At 72.4% G+C, this 15,995-nt stretch carries 14 protein-coding genes and 1 pseudogene; 6 read left to right on the top strand and 9 right to left on the bottom strand.

Going from position 1 to position 15,995, the window contains the following annotated elements; translation table 11 throughout:
- The first annotated feature begins 3 nt into the window (after window positions 1–3).
- Window positions 4–1,620 (top strand): serine hydrolase domain-containing protein, encoded by a 1,617-nt coding sequence (locus DY218_RS14000; RefSeq protein WP_128556332.1) that lies wholly within the window; start codon window positions 4–6, stop codon window positions 1,618–1,620.
- Window positions 1,621–1,861: 241 nt separating this feature from the next.
- Here DY218_RS14000 and DY218_RS35615 read toward each other — a convergent pair whose 3' ends face one another.
- The 4 genes and pseudogenes from DY218_RS35615 to DY218_RS14020 form a co-directional block, all read right to left on the bottom strand.
- A complete protein-coding gene (locus tag DY218_RS35615; protein WP_267899374.1) occupies window positions 1,862–2,149 on the bottom strand; it encodes a Clp protease N-terminal domain-containing protein in 288 nt (95 codons plus the stop codon).
- A pseudogene (locus DY218_RS14010) lies at window positions 2,123–2,884 on the bottom strand (alpha/beta fold hydrolase); the annotation flags it as partial. The pseudogene DY218_RS14010 and the gene DY218_RS35615, both read right to left, overlap by 27 nt.
- A gap of 136 nt (window positions 2,885–3,020) precedes the next feature.
- Window positions 3,021–3,497 carry a DUF5709 domain-containing protein gene (locus DY218_RS14015; RefSeq protein WP_128556335.1) on the bottom strand — a complete coding sequence of 159 codons (477 nt, stop codon included), beginning with the start codon at window positions 3,495–3,497 and terminating at the stop codon, window positions 3,021–3,023.
- A 383-nt stretch (window positions 3,498–3,880) separates the two neighbouring features.
- Window positions 3,881–4,333 carry a phospholipase gene (locus tag DY218_RS14020; RefSeq protein ID WP_128556336.1) on the bottom strand — a complete coding sequence of 151 codons (453 nt, stop codon included), beginning with the start codon at window positions 4,331–4,333 and terminating at the stop codon, window positions 3,881–3,883.
- A gap of 363 nt (window positions 4,334–4,696) precedes the next feature.
- Here DY218_RS14020 and DY218_RS14025 point away from each other — a divergent pair, with 363 nt between their 5' ends.
- Both DY218_RS14025 and DY218_RS14030 read left to right on the top strand, forming a co-directional pair.
- The gene (locus DY218_RS14025; RefSeq protein WP_128556337.1) at window positions 4,697–5,377 is read left to right on the top strand and encodes an ATP-dependent Clp protease proteolytic subunit; all 681 of its coding nucleotides are present in this window, start codon (window positions 4,697–4,699) and stop codon (window positions 5,375–5,377) included.
- Window positions 5,378–5,382: 5 nt separating this feature from the next.
- The gene (locus DY218_RS14030) at window positions 5,383–5,994 is read left to right on the top strand and encodes a ClpP family protease (RefSeq protein ID WP_128556338.1); all 612 of its coding nucleotides are present in this window, start codon (window positions 5,383–5,385) and stop codon (window positions 5,992–5,994) included.
- A gap of 70 nt (window positions 5,995–6,064) precedes the next feature.
- Here DY218_RS14030 and DY218_RS14035 read toward each other — a convergent pair whose 3' ends face one another.
- Window positions 6,065–6,892 (bottom strand): class I SAM-dependent methyltransferase, encoded by an 828-nt coding sequence (locus DY218_RS14035; RefSeq protein ID WP_128556339.1) that lies wholly within the window; start codon window positions 6,890–6,892, stop codon window positions 6,065–6,067.
- A gap of 60 nt (window positions 6,893–6,952) precedes the next feature.
- Between DY218_RS14035 and DY218_RS14040 the strand changes: the two genes are divergently transcribed.
- A complete protein-coding gene (locus tag DY218_RS14040) occupies window positions 6,953–7,492 on the top strand; it encodes a DinB family protein (protein ID WP_128556340.1) in 540 nt (179 codons plus the stop codon).
- 22 nt (window positions 7,493–7,514) lie between these two features.
- On the opposite strand, the gene DY218_RS14045 is transcribed toward DY218_RS14040, so the two are convergent.
- Both DY218_RS14045 and DY218_RS14050 read right to left on the bottom strand, forming a co-directional pair.
- On the bottom strand, window positions 7,515–7,772 hold the full coding sequence (locus DY218_RS14045; protein WP_233521588.1) for a hypothetical protein: 258 nt from the start codon (window positions 7,770–7,772) through the stop codon (window positions 7,515–7,517).
- Between the two features lie 143 nt (window positions 7,773–7,915).
- Window positions 7,916–8,329 carry a helix-turn-helix domain-containing protein gene (locus DY218_RS14050; protein WP_128556342.1) on the bottom strand — a complete coding sequence of 138 codons (414 nt, stop codon included), beginning with the start codon at window positions 8,327–8,329 and terminating at the stop codon, window positions 7,916–7,918.
- Window positions 8,330–8,481: 152 nt separating this feature from the next.
- On the opposite strand from DY218_RS14050, the gene DY218_RS14055 reads away from it, so the two are divergent.
- Window positions 8,482–9,363 carry a MerR family transcriptional regulator gene (locus tag DY218_RS14055; RefSeq protein ID WP_128556343.1) on the top strand — a complete coding sequence of 294 codons (882 nt, stop codon included), beginning with the start codon at window positions 8,482–8,484 and terminating at the stop codon, window positions 9,361–9,363.
- A 21-nt stretch (window positions 9,364–9,384) separates the two neighbouring features.
- On the opposite strand, the gene DY218_RS14060 is transcribed toward DY218_RS14055, so the two are convergent.
- Window positions 9,385–11,334 carry an MFS transporter gene (locus tag DY218_RS14060; protein WP_128556344.1) on the bottom strand — a complete coding sequence of 650 codons (1,950 nt, stop codon included), beginning with the start codon at window positions 11,332–11,334 and terminating at the stop codon, window positions 9,385–9,387.
- Window positions 11,335–11,662: 328 nt separating this feature from the next.
- Complete coding sequence (locus tag DY218_RS14065) at window positions 11,663–14,005, bottom strand: D-alanyl-D-alanine carboxypeptidase (RefSeq protein ID WP_325051998.1); 2,343 nt, start codon at window positions 14,003–14,005, stop codon at window positions 11,663–11,665.
- A gap of 906 nt (window positions 14,006–14,911) precedes the next feature.
- On the opposite strand from DY218_RS14065, the gene DY218_RS14070 reads away from it, so the two are divergent.
- The gene (locus DY218_RS14070) at window positions 14,912–15,658 is read left to right on the top strand and encodes a GOLPH3/VPS74 family protein (protein WP_128556346.1); all 747 of its coding nucleotides are present in this window, start codon (window positions 14,912–14,914) and stop codon (window positions 15,656–15,658) included.
- Window positions 15,659–15,995 lie beyond the last annotated feature (337 nt).

A 15,995-nucleotide genomic window follows, 5' to 3' on the forward strand; every position in this document is an offset into this window, starting at 1 on the left:
GGCATGAAGATCCTCACCGGCCGCACCGGGTTGCGGCGCAGAATCGGTGTCCTGGCGGCCGTGCTCGGCATCGTGGCGGCAGCCGCGGCGCCGGCCTCGTCGGCCGCCCAGGCCACCGGGTCCACGGCCACCGCGTCCACGGCATCCGAGTCCACGGCCACCCTCGACCCCGCCGCCATCGACCGTTTCGTACGCGACTACATGGCGCAGACCCGGCTGCCGGGCGCGGTGGTCGCCGTGACCCGCGGCGACCGGGTCGTCCACACGGCCGGATACGGGCACACCGCGTCCGGCAAGGCCATGACCGCCGGGACCCGGGTGCCCGTGGCGTCCCTGTCGAAGGCGATGACGGCGCTGGCCGTGATGCAGCTGGTGGAGGCGGGCAAGGTCGATCCGGACCGGCCGGTGCACCGGTATCTGCCGGAGTTCACCATGGCCGACGGGCGCGCCGGGAAGATCACCGTACGGCAGCTGCTGACGCAGACCTCGGGGATGGCGGACTCCAGCTACCCGGACCTGACGCGCGCCCAACCGCACTCGCTGCGCGAGGCGGTGGCCGCGATGCGCGAGGCTCCGCTCGCCGCCGAGCCCGGCACCCGGCACCGCTACCACAATCCGAACTACTTCGTCGCGGCACGGCTGGTGGAGGTGGTCTCCGGGCAGCCCTTCGACTCCTATCTGACCGAGCGGCTCTTCGGGCCACTGGGCATGACGCGCACCGCTTCCGTCGACACCAGCACGCAGATGCCGGACCGGGCCCGCGGGTACGTCCGGGCCTACGGCAGCACGGTCCCCGTCTCCCATCCGCGCTGGTTCACCGCGGGAGGCCACGGGGTGGTCAGCACCGCCGACGACTTCGCTCAGTGGCTGATCGCGCAGAACAATCAGGGGGTGTCCGGCGACGGCCGTCGCATCGCCGACGCGGCCACCCTGCGGGCCACGCACACCCCGCCCCGGTCTCCGGACGACACGGAGTACGCCATGGGCTGGCGGGAGAGCCGGGAGGACGGCGAGCCGCGGCAGCTCCAGCACACGGGGCAGCTGCTCACCCACAACTCGATGGCGACACTGCTGCCCGGCAGCAAGGTGGGCATCGCGGTGGTCACCAACACCGGCATGCTCGCCGGGGACGACGCACCGCAGATCGTGCAGGGCCTCGTCGACCTCGCCGAGGGCAGGAAGCCCCAAGTCGCCGAGCCGTTCTCGATGACGGCGGATTGGGTGCTGGCGGCCCTGACGCTGCTCGCCGCGGCCCTCGGTGTCCGCGGCACGCTGCGCGCACGCCGCTGGGCGCGACGCACGGCGGGGCGGCCGTGGTGGCGAGTGGCGCTGCGGCTGCTGCCGGGGACCCTGCCGATCCTGCTGCTGTCCCAACTCGCGGCACTGGCAGGCCTCTTGATGAATCGCTCCGGCACCCTGCAGCAGGTCTGCTACGCCTGGCCTGCGCTCGTCGTATGCACCGCCACCGCGGCCCTGGCCGCCACTGCGGTCCTCGTCGGCCGTCTGCTGGCCGCGCTCGGACACCGGCGGCGCACCCGGGCGACCGCTCCCCCGAACGGCTATGCAGCCTTGACCAGTTCGGCCCGCACAGCGGCGGACCACGCCTCCACGAGTACCTGATACTCCTTGCGCTGGGCGTCGTTCAACCGGCCGGCCGAAGCGGTCATCAGGGCGCGGATCTGTTCATTCAGGGCGTCGGCGGACCGTGCGGTGGTAGGGGTCGGAGGTGTGGAAGGCATGCGTACAGACTAGGGGCCGGGACTGACAGTGGCGCCCCATCAACAGAGAGGCGCCGCTCACACTCGCCGCGGACTCAAGTCGCGGCGGTGCTGGGCGAGTTGGCGAAGCGGGCGGGCGGTGCCTACTCCGGGCGCAGCACCGTCCTGGTCGAGGGCGTGTTGTAGCCCGGGGACTCCATGACCTCCAGGATCGCGGCGGACACGGCCTCCGGCTCGATCAGCCCCGCCATGACCTGCGTCGGGACCGAGTCCGGGTCGTCCAGGACGGCGAGCATCAGGTGCTCCACCCCCAGATACGAGTGCCCCATCCCGGCGGCCTTCCGGTCCGCGGCTTCGAGTATCCGCCGCGCCCTCGGTGTCGGTACGGGCACGGGTACGGGCCGGTCGAGCGCCGCAGCCGCGGCCGCCACGAACGCCCGCGGATTGTCGAGCATGATGTTGTGCCCGCAGTCCGGGACGGCGACCACATGTACGCCCGCCTCGGTGAGAGCCGCGGCGCCGGGGAGCGGCCCGTCGTCCTCGGGCAGCAGGTACGTGCGCGGGATGCTCAGGTCCGTCAGGAGCTCGCGCAGGGTGGGTACCGTGCCACGGGCGAGGTGGACCGCGCTGCGGTACAGCGCCCGACGGTCCGTCAGGCGCAGGGTGGACCACCAGTGTTCGCCGGCCCGGTCGCGGAATTCGGCCCAGCCGCCGGACAGGAACTCCTGCTCGGAGTACGCGGCGATTCCACTGCTGCCGACGGCGCCGGGCGCGGGCGCCGCCGCGTCCAGGTTGGCGTCCACCAGGACCAGGCGGGACACCAGATGCGGATGCCTCGCGGCCAGCACGACGGCCACCGAGCCGCCCATGCTGTGCGCGATCAGCTCCGCGCCCGCAACGCCGGCCGAGGTCAACGCCTCGGCCAGCGCGTCGGCGTGCGAGGGGAGGGAGTAGTCGAAATGCTCGGGCCGGTCGCTCAGCCCGTGGCCGAGCAGATCGATCAGCAGCGAGCGGTGGCCGGCGAGACCGGGATCCGCGGCCACCTCGGTGAAGTACGCGGGGGACGAGGCACCGAGGCCGTGGACGTACACACGGGTCGGTTCCCGGCCCGGGAGTTCGACCCAACGCATCCGGTCACCCTCGGGTGTCACCTCGGCGTCCCGCACTTCGGCCCCCTCCGCTGTCGTCGCCCCACGCGCTGTCGTCGCCCCACGCTGCTCGCGCTGCATCGCGCTGATCGCGACGGCTCACGGTACGCGAGCCGGAGCACGCGGCACGAGCCTCGGGCGGCGGCCGCCCCCGTCACGCCTCCTCGATCACATGGACCGCCGCCTCCTCCGCCGTGGCCGCGCCCGCGTCGATGCCCACGTCGCGCGCGTCCAGGTCACGGGACGGGAAGAAGCCGGGACCGTCGCCGTCGGACCAGCCCGGTACGTCGGCGACCAGGCGTCCCGCCCGGCGGCCACCCACCTCGCCGTCGAGGAGTTCACCGTCCGTGTCGACGCTGTCACCGACACCGTCGCCGTCCGCCGGTGCCACGTCCGGCACTTCCTCGGCGAGGCGCTGGTCGAGGGTCTCGCCCCGGGAGCGCTCGGCCGCGGTGACCCCGGTGTGCTCGACGGCCCACGGGCGATCCGGCGGTACGTACCCCTGGTCGAGCGGGCTGCTGCCCAAGGGGCCGTCCAGGGTGTCCGAGGCGTCCAGGAGACCGGCGTCGTCCTGCACCTCGCTGCCGTCGGGCTGGTAGACCTCGTCGCCCCACGTGGCGTTCTCGCTCATGCGGCACTCCTGACGGTGTCCGGCCCGGCCTTCCTCCCGTACGGCCTGGCGGACGGCCTCCGTCCGGCCCGTCACCGTACGCTCCGGGCCTCCCCCGTACCTCCCATGCTCCGCGAGGAAGGACTCACCCGCCACCGCGCGGACCGCTCGCGCGCGGCCCAGCCGGGGAACCCGGGCCGGGACCCGGCCGGATGCCGGCCTGCTGCGCGGCGCGCAGGGCCTCCGGGGCGGCGGCGGCGACCGCATCGTGCACGGCGGCCACGGCCCTGCCGGCCGTCGGCACGTCAGCGAGGACCACGAAGGGCCCCGCCGGTCCTCGGACCGCGGTCGCGATCGCGGTGCAGGGCTCGGCGGGGCCGGTGGAGCCGTGAACTCCCGCCGGATCAGCCGAAGTTGACGACGGCCTGGTAGTACGTCCACGCGGTCGCGTTGCAGCTGGTGCGCTGGGCGCCGGAGTAGGCGTTGCAGACGCGTTTGAGGTCCTCGTGGAAGGCGTTGTCGAGACGGGGCTTGTTGGCGTCGAAGGAGCCTGCGGCCTTGTAGTTGCGGTAGCCGAAGTCGTGCCGTGCGCAGGCGGTGCTGAAGGGGAAGCCGAAGGGGTTGTCGGGCGACGAACTGCAGTAGTCCGTCGTCCAGTTGAACTCGTAGGCAGACCAATTCCCCTGGTTCGCACGGGCGTCGACCCAGGCGTTGTACGAGCTCGCGCTGGTCTGGGTCCACTGGCTGAGCACCTGCGGCCTGTCGGCGGGGGCGGCCGACGCCGTCCCCGACAGGCCGAGCACGGCGGACAGGGATGCGGCGGTCACGGCGAGCGGCACGGCAAGGCGGCGGCGCATGGCGTCTCCTCGGAGTCTGCCCGCCGGCCGGTGCCGACGGGGGCCGATCCACTGTTGCGGACCGCCGAGCGGCGCCACCAGACACTCGGGGTACCGATGGCCCGGGGTCGCCGGAATTCACTCCTTCGGCCCTGCCCGTACGCCCAACAGCCTTTGTTTCAGGCTTGCATGACGATCCGTCGGAGACGCGGGCGCAGAGCGGATCCGCTGCCTCCGCCACCCGGGCCTGCGACTCGGCTCCGTCCGCCCCGCTCTGCCCACAGCGAATCTGCCCACGGCCGAGAACCCTCACCGGACCGCCCGCGCGGGCCGACAGTGGGAGGGCAGACGGCGATCGGCGCCGCACCAGTACCGGGAGGACCAGTGGGAACGTACGGCACGTCCCTCGCGCCAGGGCCCCACCAGCGCACGCCAGACCTCGCGCCCCGCGCCGCGGGCGACGCGGGCGCGGCCCTCCGCTTCGACGAACAGCTGGCCGCACAACTGCAGCAGCAGCGCATCGTGCTGCTCGGCACGGAGGTCGACGAGACGTCGGCGAACCGGGTGTGCGCCCAGCTGCTCGTCCTGTCCGCGGAGGACCCGCGCACCGACATCGCCCTCTATGTGAACAGCCCCGGCGGCTCCGTCAGCGCCGGCCTCGCCATCTACGACACGATGCGCCTGATCCCCAACGACGTCTCGACCCTCGCCATGGGATTCGCCGCGAGCATGGGGCAGTTCCTGGTCACGGTCGGCACGCCGGGCAAGCGCCTGGCGCTGCCGAACGCGCGGATCATGATGCACCAGCCGTCCGCCGGCATCGGCGGTGCGGCCGCCGACATCGCGATCCAGGCGGAGAACCTCGAATTCACCAAGCGCGCGGTCGAGCGCATCACCGCCGAGCACACCGGCCAGAGCGAGGAGACCATCTCCCGCGACGGCGACCGCGACCGGTGGTTCACGGCCGAACAGGCCAAGGAGTACGGGATGGTCGACCGGGTCGTGGAGTCGCTGCACGACATCCGCCCGGACACCACACGGCAGCGCATCGGACTGGGGGTCTGAGAGCCATGGGCCAGTACACGATTCCGAACGTCGTCGAGCGCACCCCGCAGGGCGAGCGGTCCTACGACGTGTTCAGCCGGCTCCTGTCGGAACGCATCATCTTCCTGGGCACCGAGATCGACGACGGCGTGGCGAACGTCGTCATCGCCCAGCTCCTCCACCTCGAGTCCGCGAGCCCCGACACGGAGATCGCGATCTACCTCAACTCCCCTGGCGGATCGGTTACTTCCCTGATGGCCATCTACGACACGATGACCTTCGTACGGGCGCCCATCTCGACGTTCTGCGTCGGCCAGGCCGCCTCCACCGCAGCGGTACTCCTTGCCGGCGGCGATCCGGGGCGCCGCTTCATCCTGGACCACGCCCGCGTCCTGCTCGGGCAGCCGGCCAGCGGCGGCCGCCAGGGCACGGTCTCCGACCTCACCGTCCAGGCCAAGGAGATGGCCCGGATCCGCACCCAGATCGAGGAGGTCCTCGCGCACCACACCGGCCACGACGTCACGGCCCTGCGCACGGACATGGACCGCGACAAGATCTTCACGGCACAGGAGGCGGTGGCCTACGGACTGGCGGACGAGGTGCTGACCCGACGTGGCGTCAGGGCACTTGCCGCATAACGGAGTTGCTGCTCCGGGCCGCGGTGGGCGCGGCCGCGACGAGGGTGCGCCGCCCTCCCGCCGAACCCACCTACCGCGGCCCGGAGACCGTCCGCGCCACCCGAAGCTCCGTCAGATACCGCTTGGTCACCCGGCCCCCGTACCGCCCGTCGATCAGCGCACCGATGCACGCGAGCAGCGCCTCCCTGGCGCCCTCCGCCAGCGTCCGGTGACCGGAGTACGTCCGCAGCACGTCCAGATACCCGGCCGTGGTGTACGTCAGGTCCCACTCGTAGCGGCGGAACACGACCGGCCCGAACCGCCCGCTGCGGGCGACCTCCTCCGCATGGTCGGAGGTGTCGACATCGTCCGCGGCAGGCAGCCTCAGCCCCGGCGGAGTCGCCGGGTCGAACCGCTCGTAGCAGCCCTGCACCTCGGCGAAGAAGTCCTCGCTCCCGCCCGCCACATGCTGCGTGGCCACCACGGCGAGGGCGCCACCGGGCCGCAGCGCATCGGCGGCCCTGACCATCCGCACCGCCGGATCGATCCAGTGGAAGGCGGTCGCCGCGACCACCGCATCGAACGGCTCGCGCGGCAGCGGCCAGGTCTCGAAGTCCGCCGTCACGATCTGCACGTCCTCGAACCGGACCAGCTTGCGCCGGGCGACGGCGGCCATGCCCTCCCCCACCTCGACACCGACGATCCGGCACCCGCGCTCGGCCAGCGGCAACGTCGCCTTCCCGGTCCCGGCCCCCACCTCGAGGACCCGGCACCCGTCCCCGACCCCGGCCAACTCCTCGAGATCATCGAACAATTCCGCTGGATACCCGGGCCTGGCCCGCTCGTACAGCTCCGCGCCGTCGTCGAAGCTCCGACTCAGCCCCACCCTCCGCACTTCGTCAGGCTTGTCGTCACGCATACGGGCACACTAGGGCCTGCCAGCAGCACCCTTCCCCACCCACACCCGGGAGGCCACGGCGTGACCACGGATTCGGACTCAGGCTCAGATTCAGGTTCCGATTCGGCGGACCCCGAGATCACGGCACTTCTCACCGCCCTGGACGGACAGCGGCGGCACGTCCTCGACATCCTCGGCGGACTCGACGACGAGGCGCTGCGGCGGCCCGCACTCCCGTCCGGCTGGACCTGCGTGGGACTCGTCCAGCACCTCGCGCTCGACGTCGAGCGCTTCTGGCTGCGCGCCGTCTTCGCCGGGGACACGGACGTCATCGGCGCCCTGGACGAGATCGACGACGCCTGGCAGGTCGGTCCCGGCGTACCGGCCGCCGAAGTCCTGGACCGCTACCGCCGCGAGATCGACCTCGCGAACGCCACCGTCGCCACCTCATCCGCGGATGCGGCCCTGGCCTGGTGGCCCCACCACCTGTTCGGCGACCCGCACCTCCACACCCTCCGGGACGCGCTCCTCCATGTCATCACCGAGACGGCATGCCACGCCGGCCACCTCGACGCGGCACGCGAACTCATCGACGGCCGCCAGTGGTTGGTCCTCACCTGAGCCCGCCTCACACCGGCCCGCCTCAGGAACTCCGCCGGCTCCACCACCTGCGCCGGACGACCGGACCGAGTTCGGCGTCCAGTCGCTCCGGCCAGTCCCGGTGGGCGAGCCCGGCCGCCATCAGCAGATCCCGCCAGTCCAGCCGCGCCAGCTGCACCGCGTCCACGAACCCGCGGACACTGCCCCGCGCGGCCAGCACGACCGCCGCCTGCACCCGCTCGCTCCCGAGCATCCGCGGGTCGTACCCGGCGACCTCCGGCAACGCCTCGAGCAGCCGCAACAGCTGCTCCGCGAACCCCTCCCCGGGAAAGTCCCGCCGAATCCGCCTCTCGACCCGCCCACTCACCGACACCCGACCACTCCTCTCACCACGCCCGACCGGACCCCGACCAGGGCACTGACCGGTCCTGGGGCGCTCACGCCTCAGGCAGCCAGCCGTACTTCGCAATGGGCGGAGGTCGGCCCCGGGGTGGTGGGTGTGGGGTGGTGGCCCAGGTGGGAGATGGTGGATACGGGGCGAGCCGGCTCGGTGGCTGCGAGCAGGTCGTCGCGGACGAGGGTGAGGAGGTCGGCGAGGGCCAGGCCCAGGGCCTGGGCCGCGGCGGCGAGGACCTCGGACGAGGCCTCCTTGCGGCCGCGCTCCAGCTCGGAGAGGTACGGCATGGAGATGCGGGCGGCCTCGGACACCTCCTTCAATGTCCGGCCCTGTGCCAGCCGTTCGCGGCGCAGCACCTCCCCCACGACGTCCCGCCACAGCGGCTCCTTCGGAGCGGGTGGCGCCTGCGTGGCCGGTCGCAGGGGGACGACTCGGGCGTGGTTCCGCGCTTCGGTGGTCACGGTCCCAGCGTAGGAGCGCACGTACGGACCCGGCAGTCCGAAGCACTCTGCTGTCCGCGAAACCGTCCCTGAGCAGGCACTACGGACCGGCGTTTGACCTTGCCCCCGGGTCAGGGCGCACCTTGCTGCCCGCCGGGCGGATCGGCCGCCCGGTGACGGAGGATGGTGCGGTGGACGATGCGGAACTGCTGACCATCGGGGCGTTCGCGGCGCGAGCCCGCCTGTCGCCCAAGGCGCTGCGGCTCTACGACAGGCTGGGCCTGCTCCCGCCGGCTCATGTCGACGGCCCGAGCGGCTACCGCTACTACCGCGCCGATCAGGCCGAACGAGCCCGTCTGGTGGCCCAGTTGAGGCAGCTGGACATGCCGCTCGCACTGATCGCCGAGGTGGTGAGTCTGCCCGGCCCCGAGGCGGCCGAGGCCCTGTCCGCGTACTGGGCGGGGGTCGAGGAACGCCTCGCCGGGCAGCGCACGCTGGCGGACTACCTCCGTGGACGACTGAGCGGAAGGAGTTCGGACATGTACGGGAAGTTCACGGTCGAGACGACTGAGACGGCCGAGCAGTTCGTGATCACTGAATCGCGGCACACCCTGGCGGACCATCTGCCGACGTTCATCGGCGAGTCCCTCGGCCGCCTGGAGGAGGCCGCCCGGGAACACTGCGGAGGCGTGGCAGCGGTGCCGTATGTCGCCTATCACGCCGAGGTCACCCAGGAGAGCGACGGACCGGCGGAGAGCTGCGTACCGGTCGCCGATCCGGCCGCAGCCCGCTCCTGGGCCGAGCGGTACGGCCGCGGCGTACGGGCCAGGACGGAGCCCGCGACGCGCCTCGCCTACACCAGGATCACCAAGGCGCAGGTGGCGTACCCGCAGATCATCGCCGCGTTCGAGGCGGTGGAGGAGTGGATCGCGAGCAACGGCCTGGAGATCACCGGCCCCTGCCGCGAGCTCTACTTCACGGACTGGACGACCACGGGGCCGGACGATCCGGCCTGCGACGTGGCGTTCCCCGTCGCCGAGCGTCCCACGCCGTAGCGGGACGGCCCGGGGCACCGGTCAGGGCGCCGTCGCGCGGAGTTCCTCGGGGCAGGGGGTGCCGCGGGGGAGTTGGTAGGGGGCGGCGAGGCGGTAGGTGCCGGCGTGGGGGGCGATGAGTTCCGTCCAGGTGTCGCCCGCCGCGTCCTCTTCCGTCTCGGTGAGGCAGCCGTTGATGTTGTCGTACTGCTTGGGCGTCTGGTCGTCGTCGCGCTGCTTGGAGGCCTCGGTCTCCTGCGGCGGCTCGACGCCCTTGCCCTCGGCGTCGACCAGGCCCAGCCACGGCGAGTACGGGACGCGGACCAGGACCCGCCCCGCCGACTTGACCTCGATGGTCCACTGGCCCTGGTCGGCGCGCTGCACCGTGGCCGGCGGGTCGGCGAGCGGCTGCGGGTCGGTGACCTCGAAGAGCTGCCAGTTGCTGTTGCCCCAGATCTGCTTCAGATAGGGCTGGCCCTTCTGCACCAGCTCGCGCTCCCGCTCGCCGCCGTCGCCGTCGGGCGCCTCGCGGGGCAGGACGACGTGGTGGACGGCCCAGCGGCGCAGCCACTCGCGGTAGTTGGCCGAGTTCAGGGTGTCGTCGTAGAAGAGGGGGTTGCGCTCCATGTCGGCCTGGCGGTTCCAGCCGCGGGCCAGGTTCACGTACGGCGCGAGCGCGGAGGCCTCGCGGTGGCTGCGGGCCGGGACGACCTCGACTCGGCCCTTGTCGGCGCCCGTCTTCTGCAGTTCGTTGACCAGCGGGGCCAGCTCGCGGGTCCAGGACGCGGCGGGCGTGGTGTGGACGACGTCGTTGACGGACTTGATGCCGATCCAGAGGTTGACGCCGACGGCCGCCAGGACCACCGCGTACCACTTGCGGCTGCGCGGCACCGTGAACGGCAGCGCGGCGAGCAGCACCACGCCGGCGACGAGCATCGGAAGCCGCGTGATGTTGGACCCGATCTGCGAGTCGACGGCCGTCGCGATGACCGTGCCGACGACATAGATCCCGGAGGTCAGCCGCACCGTCCGCCAGCCGTGCGGCACCAGGAAGAAGACGAGTACACCCGACACCACCGGCAGGCTGGCCGACCAGATGCTCATCGGCTGCGTACCGGAGAACGGGAACAGCCAGGCGGACAGGCCCACCACGGCGACCGGCGCGAGCCCGAGCGCGTACGCCCCCGGCCGCCGGCCCTGCAGGAAGAGCGCGGCCGCGACGAGACCGGTGAACAGGCCGGCGACGGGACTCGCCGCGGTGGCGAGCCCGGCGAGCGGCGCCGCGACCGCGGCCTTCGCCCAGCGGCGGGTGCGCCAGCGGTGCGGCCAGCAGAACACCGTGGCCACGGCGGCGAGCCCGAACATGGTGCCGAGCCCGAAGGTGACCCGCCCGGAGGCGGCGTTGCACAGCAGCGCGAAGACCCCGGCCAGCGCCGCCGGCAGCGGGTTGCGCACGACGCGGCTGCGCATCAGCATCAGCGCGATCAGCGCGGCCGACGCCGTCCCGGCGAGCATCATCGTGGTCCGCACACCGAGCACATGCATCAGATACGGCGACACGACGCTGTACGAGACGGGGTGCATCCCGCCGTACCAGGCCAGGTTGTACGCGGAGTCCGGGTGCCGTCCGACGAACTCCGCCCAGGCGTCCTGCGCCGCGAGGTCGCCACCGCTGTTCGCGAAGGTGAAGAACCAGACGAGGTGCAGCACGGCGGCGGTGACCGAGGCGACGAGTACGGGGTGGCGCAGGGTGCGGCGGAGTCTGCTGTCCGGCGCGGCGGGCGGGACGGGGCCGGCCGGTGCCGGGTCGCCGTTGCGCTGGCTGGGGACGCGCGGGGTGGCGGCAGTGGGTTCGGCGGCAGCAGGTTCGGTGGTAGCGGCGGTGGCAGCGGCTTCGCCGGCCGTCGGTCCCGTCTCCGGGCGGCGGCCCGGGTCCGTGCCCGCGCCCGGGTCGGCGTCGTCGCCCGCGCGCGTCGGCCCCGCAGTCGCCACTGAATGCTCCCCGTGTCGTCCCCGGCCGGTCCCGACCGCCGGGTCTGTGCCGGTTCGTTCCGGGCGGGCGGCTGCTCGTCCCCGAAGCGCCGTCCGTCGTTGTCCGCGTCGTGCTCGTCCGCGTCGTGTTCGTTCCGCGTCGTGTTCGTGGTGTGAGTCGCGCTCTTCACGCGCTCGTCGATCCCGTCGGCGGCACGCAACGCCCCGTACCGTCCGATTCCGGCGACGCTAGCACGCGACATGCCCGGGCGGCCTGTCGGTTCTGCACCGATGGATCCGCCCGGGCGGGGGCAGGCGCGCGCGTCGGGTGAGGGGCACGCGCGCGGGGTCAGGTGATCCGCGTGACCTTCGCGCCGAATCCGGGCTCGGTCAGGTCGGCCTGGAGGGCGACCGGGACCTCCACGGCGTCGCCCGTACCGTCGCCGACCGTCAGGACGCCGACCTTCGTACCGGCCTTCGCGGTGTGCGGGATCGCCTTGCCGTCGTCGGCCAGGTCGAGCTTCACCGTGAGTCCCGGCCAGCCGACCGCGGAGACGTCCTTCGTGGCGACGACCGGCGTCGTGCCGCCCAGACCGTCGTCCACCTCGCCGACGACATCGCCCTTCTTCACCACGGACTTGGCCTCGAGCGCATCCTGCGCGGCGCGCATCAGGACGTCGCCCGCATCCAGCGCACCCTTGAGGATGGACGGCGGGTCACCCGCCGCGGGCTGCCTGAGGACCGCGCCGACGACGGTCTGGGTGCTGCCGCCGACCTTCTTCTCCGCGGCGAAGAGCAGATTGCCGAGGGCGGCGGTGGTGGTGCCGGTCTTGATGCCGACGACGCCGTTCATCGGGACGAGCTGGTTCCAGTTGGGCTGCCGCTTGTCGTTGATGTCCTTGTACTCGGGCAGCCGGACGATCTCCCGGAAGAGCTTGTCCTCCATCGCCTTCTTGCCGAGCTTCACCTGGTCGACGGCGGTCGAGACCGTGGACTTGTTGAGCCCCGACGGGTCCGTGTACGTGGTGTTCTTCATCCCGAGCTCGTCGGCCGTCTCGTTCATCTTCTCGACGAAGGCCTTCTCCGAGCCCGCGTCCCAACGGGCCAGCTGCCGCGCGATGTTGTTCGCGGAAGCGATCATGATGGCCTTGATGGCCTCGTCCTTGGTGAGCCGCTGCCCCTTGGTCACGTCGACCGTGGACTCGCCCTCCTCGGACTTCTTCGCGTCGTCCTCGGCCTGCTGGTCCATCGGGATCGTGGCGCCGCCCGGGTGGTCGCGCAGGATGATGTACGCGGTCATCACCTTGGCCACGCTGGCGATCGGCACGGGCTTCTGCTCGCCCGAGCTGCCGAACGTACCGAGGCCGTCGACGTCCATCGCGCCCTGCCCGTTCTCGGGCCACGGCATGGACGGCTTGTCGCCCTCGAAGGACACGGTGTCGTTCGCCGTCAGATTCAGCTTCGGCTCCGGCAGCGGGCGCAGTGTCTGCACCACACCGAAGGCGATGACGAGCAGCGCGACCAGCGGCGTCCAGATCTTGAACCGGCGCACGATGGTGCGCATCGGGGTCTCGGGCGGGGCCGGCTTGTTGGTCAGCTCGGCGAGCAGGTCGAGCGGCGGCAGCGGCGGTACGGGCTGCTGGGTGGTGCGCTCCGGGCCCTGGTTGCCGACGGACGCCGGGGGCTCGCCGGGCTTCGGGGGCGCGGGCGCCTCGGCGGCGGGCTGCTCGGGTTGTGCGGGCTTCGCCGGCTCGGCGGGCGGCTCGTCGAGCGGCTTGAGCGCGACGAACTTGCTGGTGCGCTCGGCCGGGGACTCGCCCTTGCCGGGCTCGGGCGCGGCTTCGGGTGCGGCGGCCTTCCCGTCCTCGGGCGCCTTGTGGCCGCCGTCCGCCTCGGCCTCGGCTTCTTCCGCCTCGGCCTCCGCGTCGGGCCGTACGGCCTTGAAGACGGCGGTCGGCTGGTCTACGGGCGGCGGCTGTACGGCCTTGAAGACGGCGGTGGCGTGATCGACGGGGGTCGCCGGGGCGGAGTCGTTTGCATCCGCATCGGGCGTGTCCGTCGTGTCGGTCTCGTCGGTGGTGTCAGGCCGGTCGGACGGGTCGTGCTCGTCGGACGGGTCCTGCTCGTCGGACGGGTCCGGTGCGTGCCCCTCGTCCGGGGTGGCCGCCGCGTCCGCCGCGTCCGTCGCCTCGGGTTCGCTCGCGGTCGCGGGCTCGCCGTCGGTGGGGGTGGTGGCGTCAGGCGCGGTGTCGGGGCTGTCGGCTTCGCCGGTGTCGTCGCTGTCGTCGGGTCCCTCGCCGCCGGTGCCGGCTTCGGCCTGCGCGTTCGCGTCCGCTTCCGGTCCGGCATCCTCGTCGGCGTCGTCTCCACCCTCGCCGCCGGCGTCAGGCGCTGCCGCTTCGCCGGCGGGCACGGTGGCTTCGGGTTCCGCTTCCGCTTCGGGGGCGGCGCCCTCGCCGGATGTCACGTCTTCGTCCGTAGCGGACTCCGAGTCCGCGCCGGCCGCCGAACCCGCGTCCGTCGGGGCCACGTCCGAGCCGGCGGACTCTTCCGTACGAGCACTCGAGCCGGCGGACTCGTCCGTACGAGCACTCTGGGCGCCGCCCTCGGAGGCATCGCCCTCCTCGGAGCCGGCGCCGTCCCCGGACGGCTCCCCGTCGGTCGAGGTCGCCGCCTCGTCGTCGGCGGACACGTCCTCGTCACCGGAAGCATCTTCGGCAGAGTCAGCATCAGAGTCCGAGTCGGCCTCGGCGTCCGCGCCGTCCGCACCCGAAGACGCCACCCACGCGGCAACGGCCGCCCGCAACCGCGCGTCATCCGCACCATCACCATCACCGGCAGCGGCACCCGCTCCCGCCCCGGCCTCGCCCCCCGTCGACTCCGCCTCGCCCCCGGAGGCATCCGCCGCCTCAGAGGACGCGTCCGAAGCCCCCGCACCCGCATCCCCCTCCGACGACTCCGCCGACTCCGCCGAGGAACCGGACGCACCCGAGGAACCAGAACTCCCCGAGGGAACCGCCGGACCGGACGAGGAGACCGCCGGACCGGACGAGGAGACCGCCGGACCGGACGAACCGGAACCCCCGGAGGCCCCCGCCGACACCGCTCCACGCGCCACCGCGAGCCGCGGGTCGAGGGGGGCGTCGGACGCGGGTTCGGGCGGGTTGGCAGGCACCGACGGCGTTCCGGACGCACGCCCGGCAGGGCTCGGGGCAGAGATCTCCGAAGAGTTCCCCGCCGACTCCTGCTGCTCCGACCTGTCGGGGGTCTCGCCCGCCACCGATGCCTCCTCGATTCCGTGATTCCGTACTTCTCGCTTCTCGTACCGCGCTGCCCGCACTCCTCGTACCGCGACCGCTCGTCAGCTGCCCGTACGCCACCCGGACTCCGCCCGTCCGCATACATCCTGCGCCAAGGGCGGAACCAAGACGCCCACTGGCGATGTCCGAAGCATGTACCAGTGTCCTGTGTGGGGGATTGACCCCCGTGGTAGACGAGAACGACATACCTACCGGTTCCACTACGAACCGGTCACGCACTCTCGACAGACCAATGTGAGAGGGGTCACCCTGTCAGACATCCACGCGGGGAGGCATGGATGGGCAGGAGCCGCAGAACACTTCCGGAGGAGCTTCTGCTGCTCGCTCTGGACCCGACCACGGGTACCACAGCGCAGCCGCAGTCGCTCGACCTCGGTCTGGCCGGTGCACAGCTAGTGGAGCTGGCGCTGGCCGGACGGATAGCCCCAGACGGGGATCGTATCGCCGTGGTGGCACCACGGCCGACAGGAGATCCGACCCTGGACTGTGCACTGGAGTTGCTGCGCAGGCGCGGCGCACCGGTGCGCGCGGTCCACTGGATCGGCGGGCCCCGACTGGGGTTGCGCCAGACATATCTCTCGCATCTGGAGCGGTGCGGCATGGTTCATGCCGTGGCGGGCCAGATGTGCGGGGTGCTGCCGACGACGCGCTACCAGGCGACGGAGACGGCGATCAGCCGGGAGATCAGGGCCCGGCTGGACAGCGCGATCCGGACCGGCGTCCCGCCGGACCCACGGACCGCGGCGCTCGCCGCGCTGGCCCATGCGGTCGGACTCGGCAAGCACCTGTACCCGGGGAACGAGGGGCGGTCCTCCCGCTCCCGGCTCCGGGATCTGATCCGGCACGACCCGATGGGCGGCCTCGTGGCACACGCCGTGATGGACGTCCAGAACGGTGTCGCGGCCCAGCCGCGGCGCGCCCCCGCCCCGAGCGGACGGCAGCCGGCACGGGCGACCGGCGCCGCGGAGCCAGGAAGGGTTCCGATGCAGCCACGCCGAGGATCAGTACGAGCCGTGGCCCACTGAGGGACCCGCACCACACAGTCCCACCGCACACCCAGCTGTACCGGCACCACACAGTTCCACCGCACCACCGCACATCCCCACCGCATCCCACGATCCGGTTCGGGAGCCGCTGAACGCGCGGGGTGACGGGTCCGTCGTCCGGGACGACGCGCGGACCCGCCACCCCGCGCGTTCGCCATGCGGGCCACGGACGGGCGCGGAACGGCGCCATTCGGTCGCGCGGAGATCACAACTGGCCCTGCGGGCGCACATCCTGGGCCNATTCGGTCGCGCGGAGATCACAACTGGCCCTGCGGGCGCACATCCTGGGCCATTTCCCAGCGCTGCGTCACCAGTT

This window comes from Streptomyces triticagri (genome assembly GCF_003429565.1).
Classification (GTDB): Bacteria; Actinomycetota; Actinomycetes; order Streptomycetales; family Streptomycetaceae; genus Streptomyces; species Streptomyces triticagri.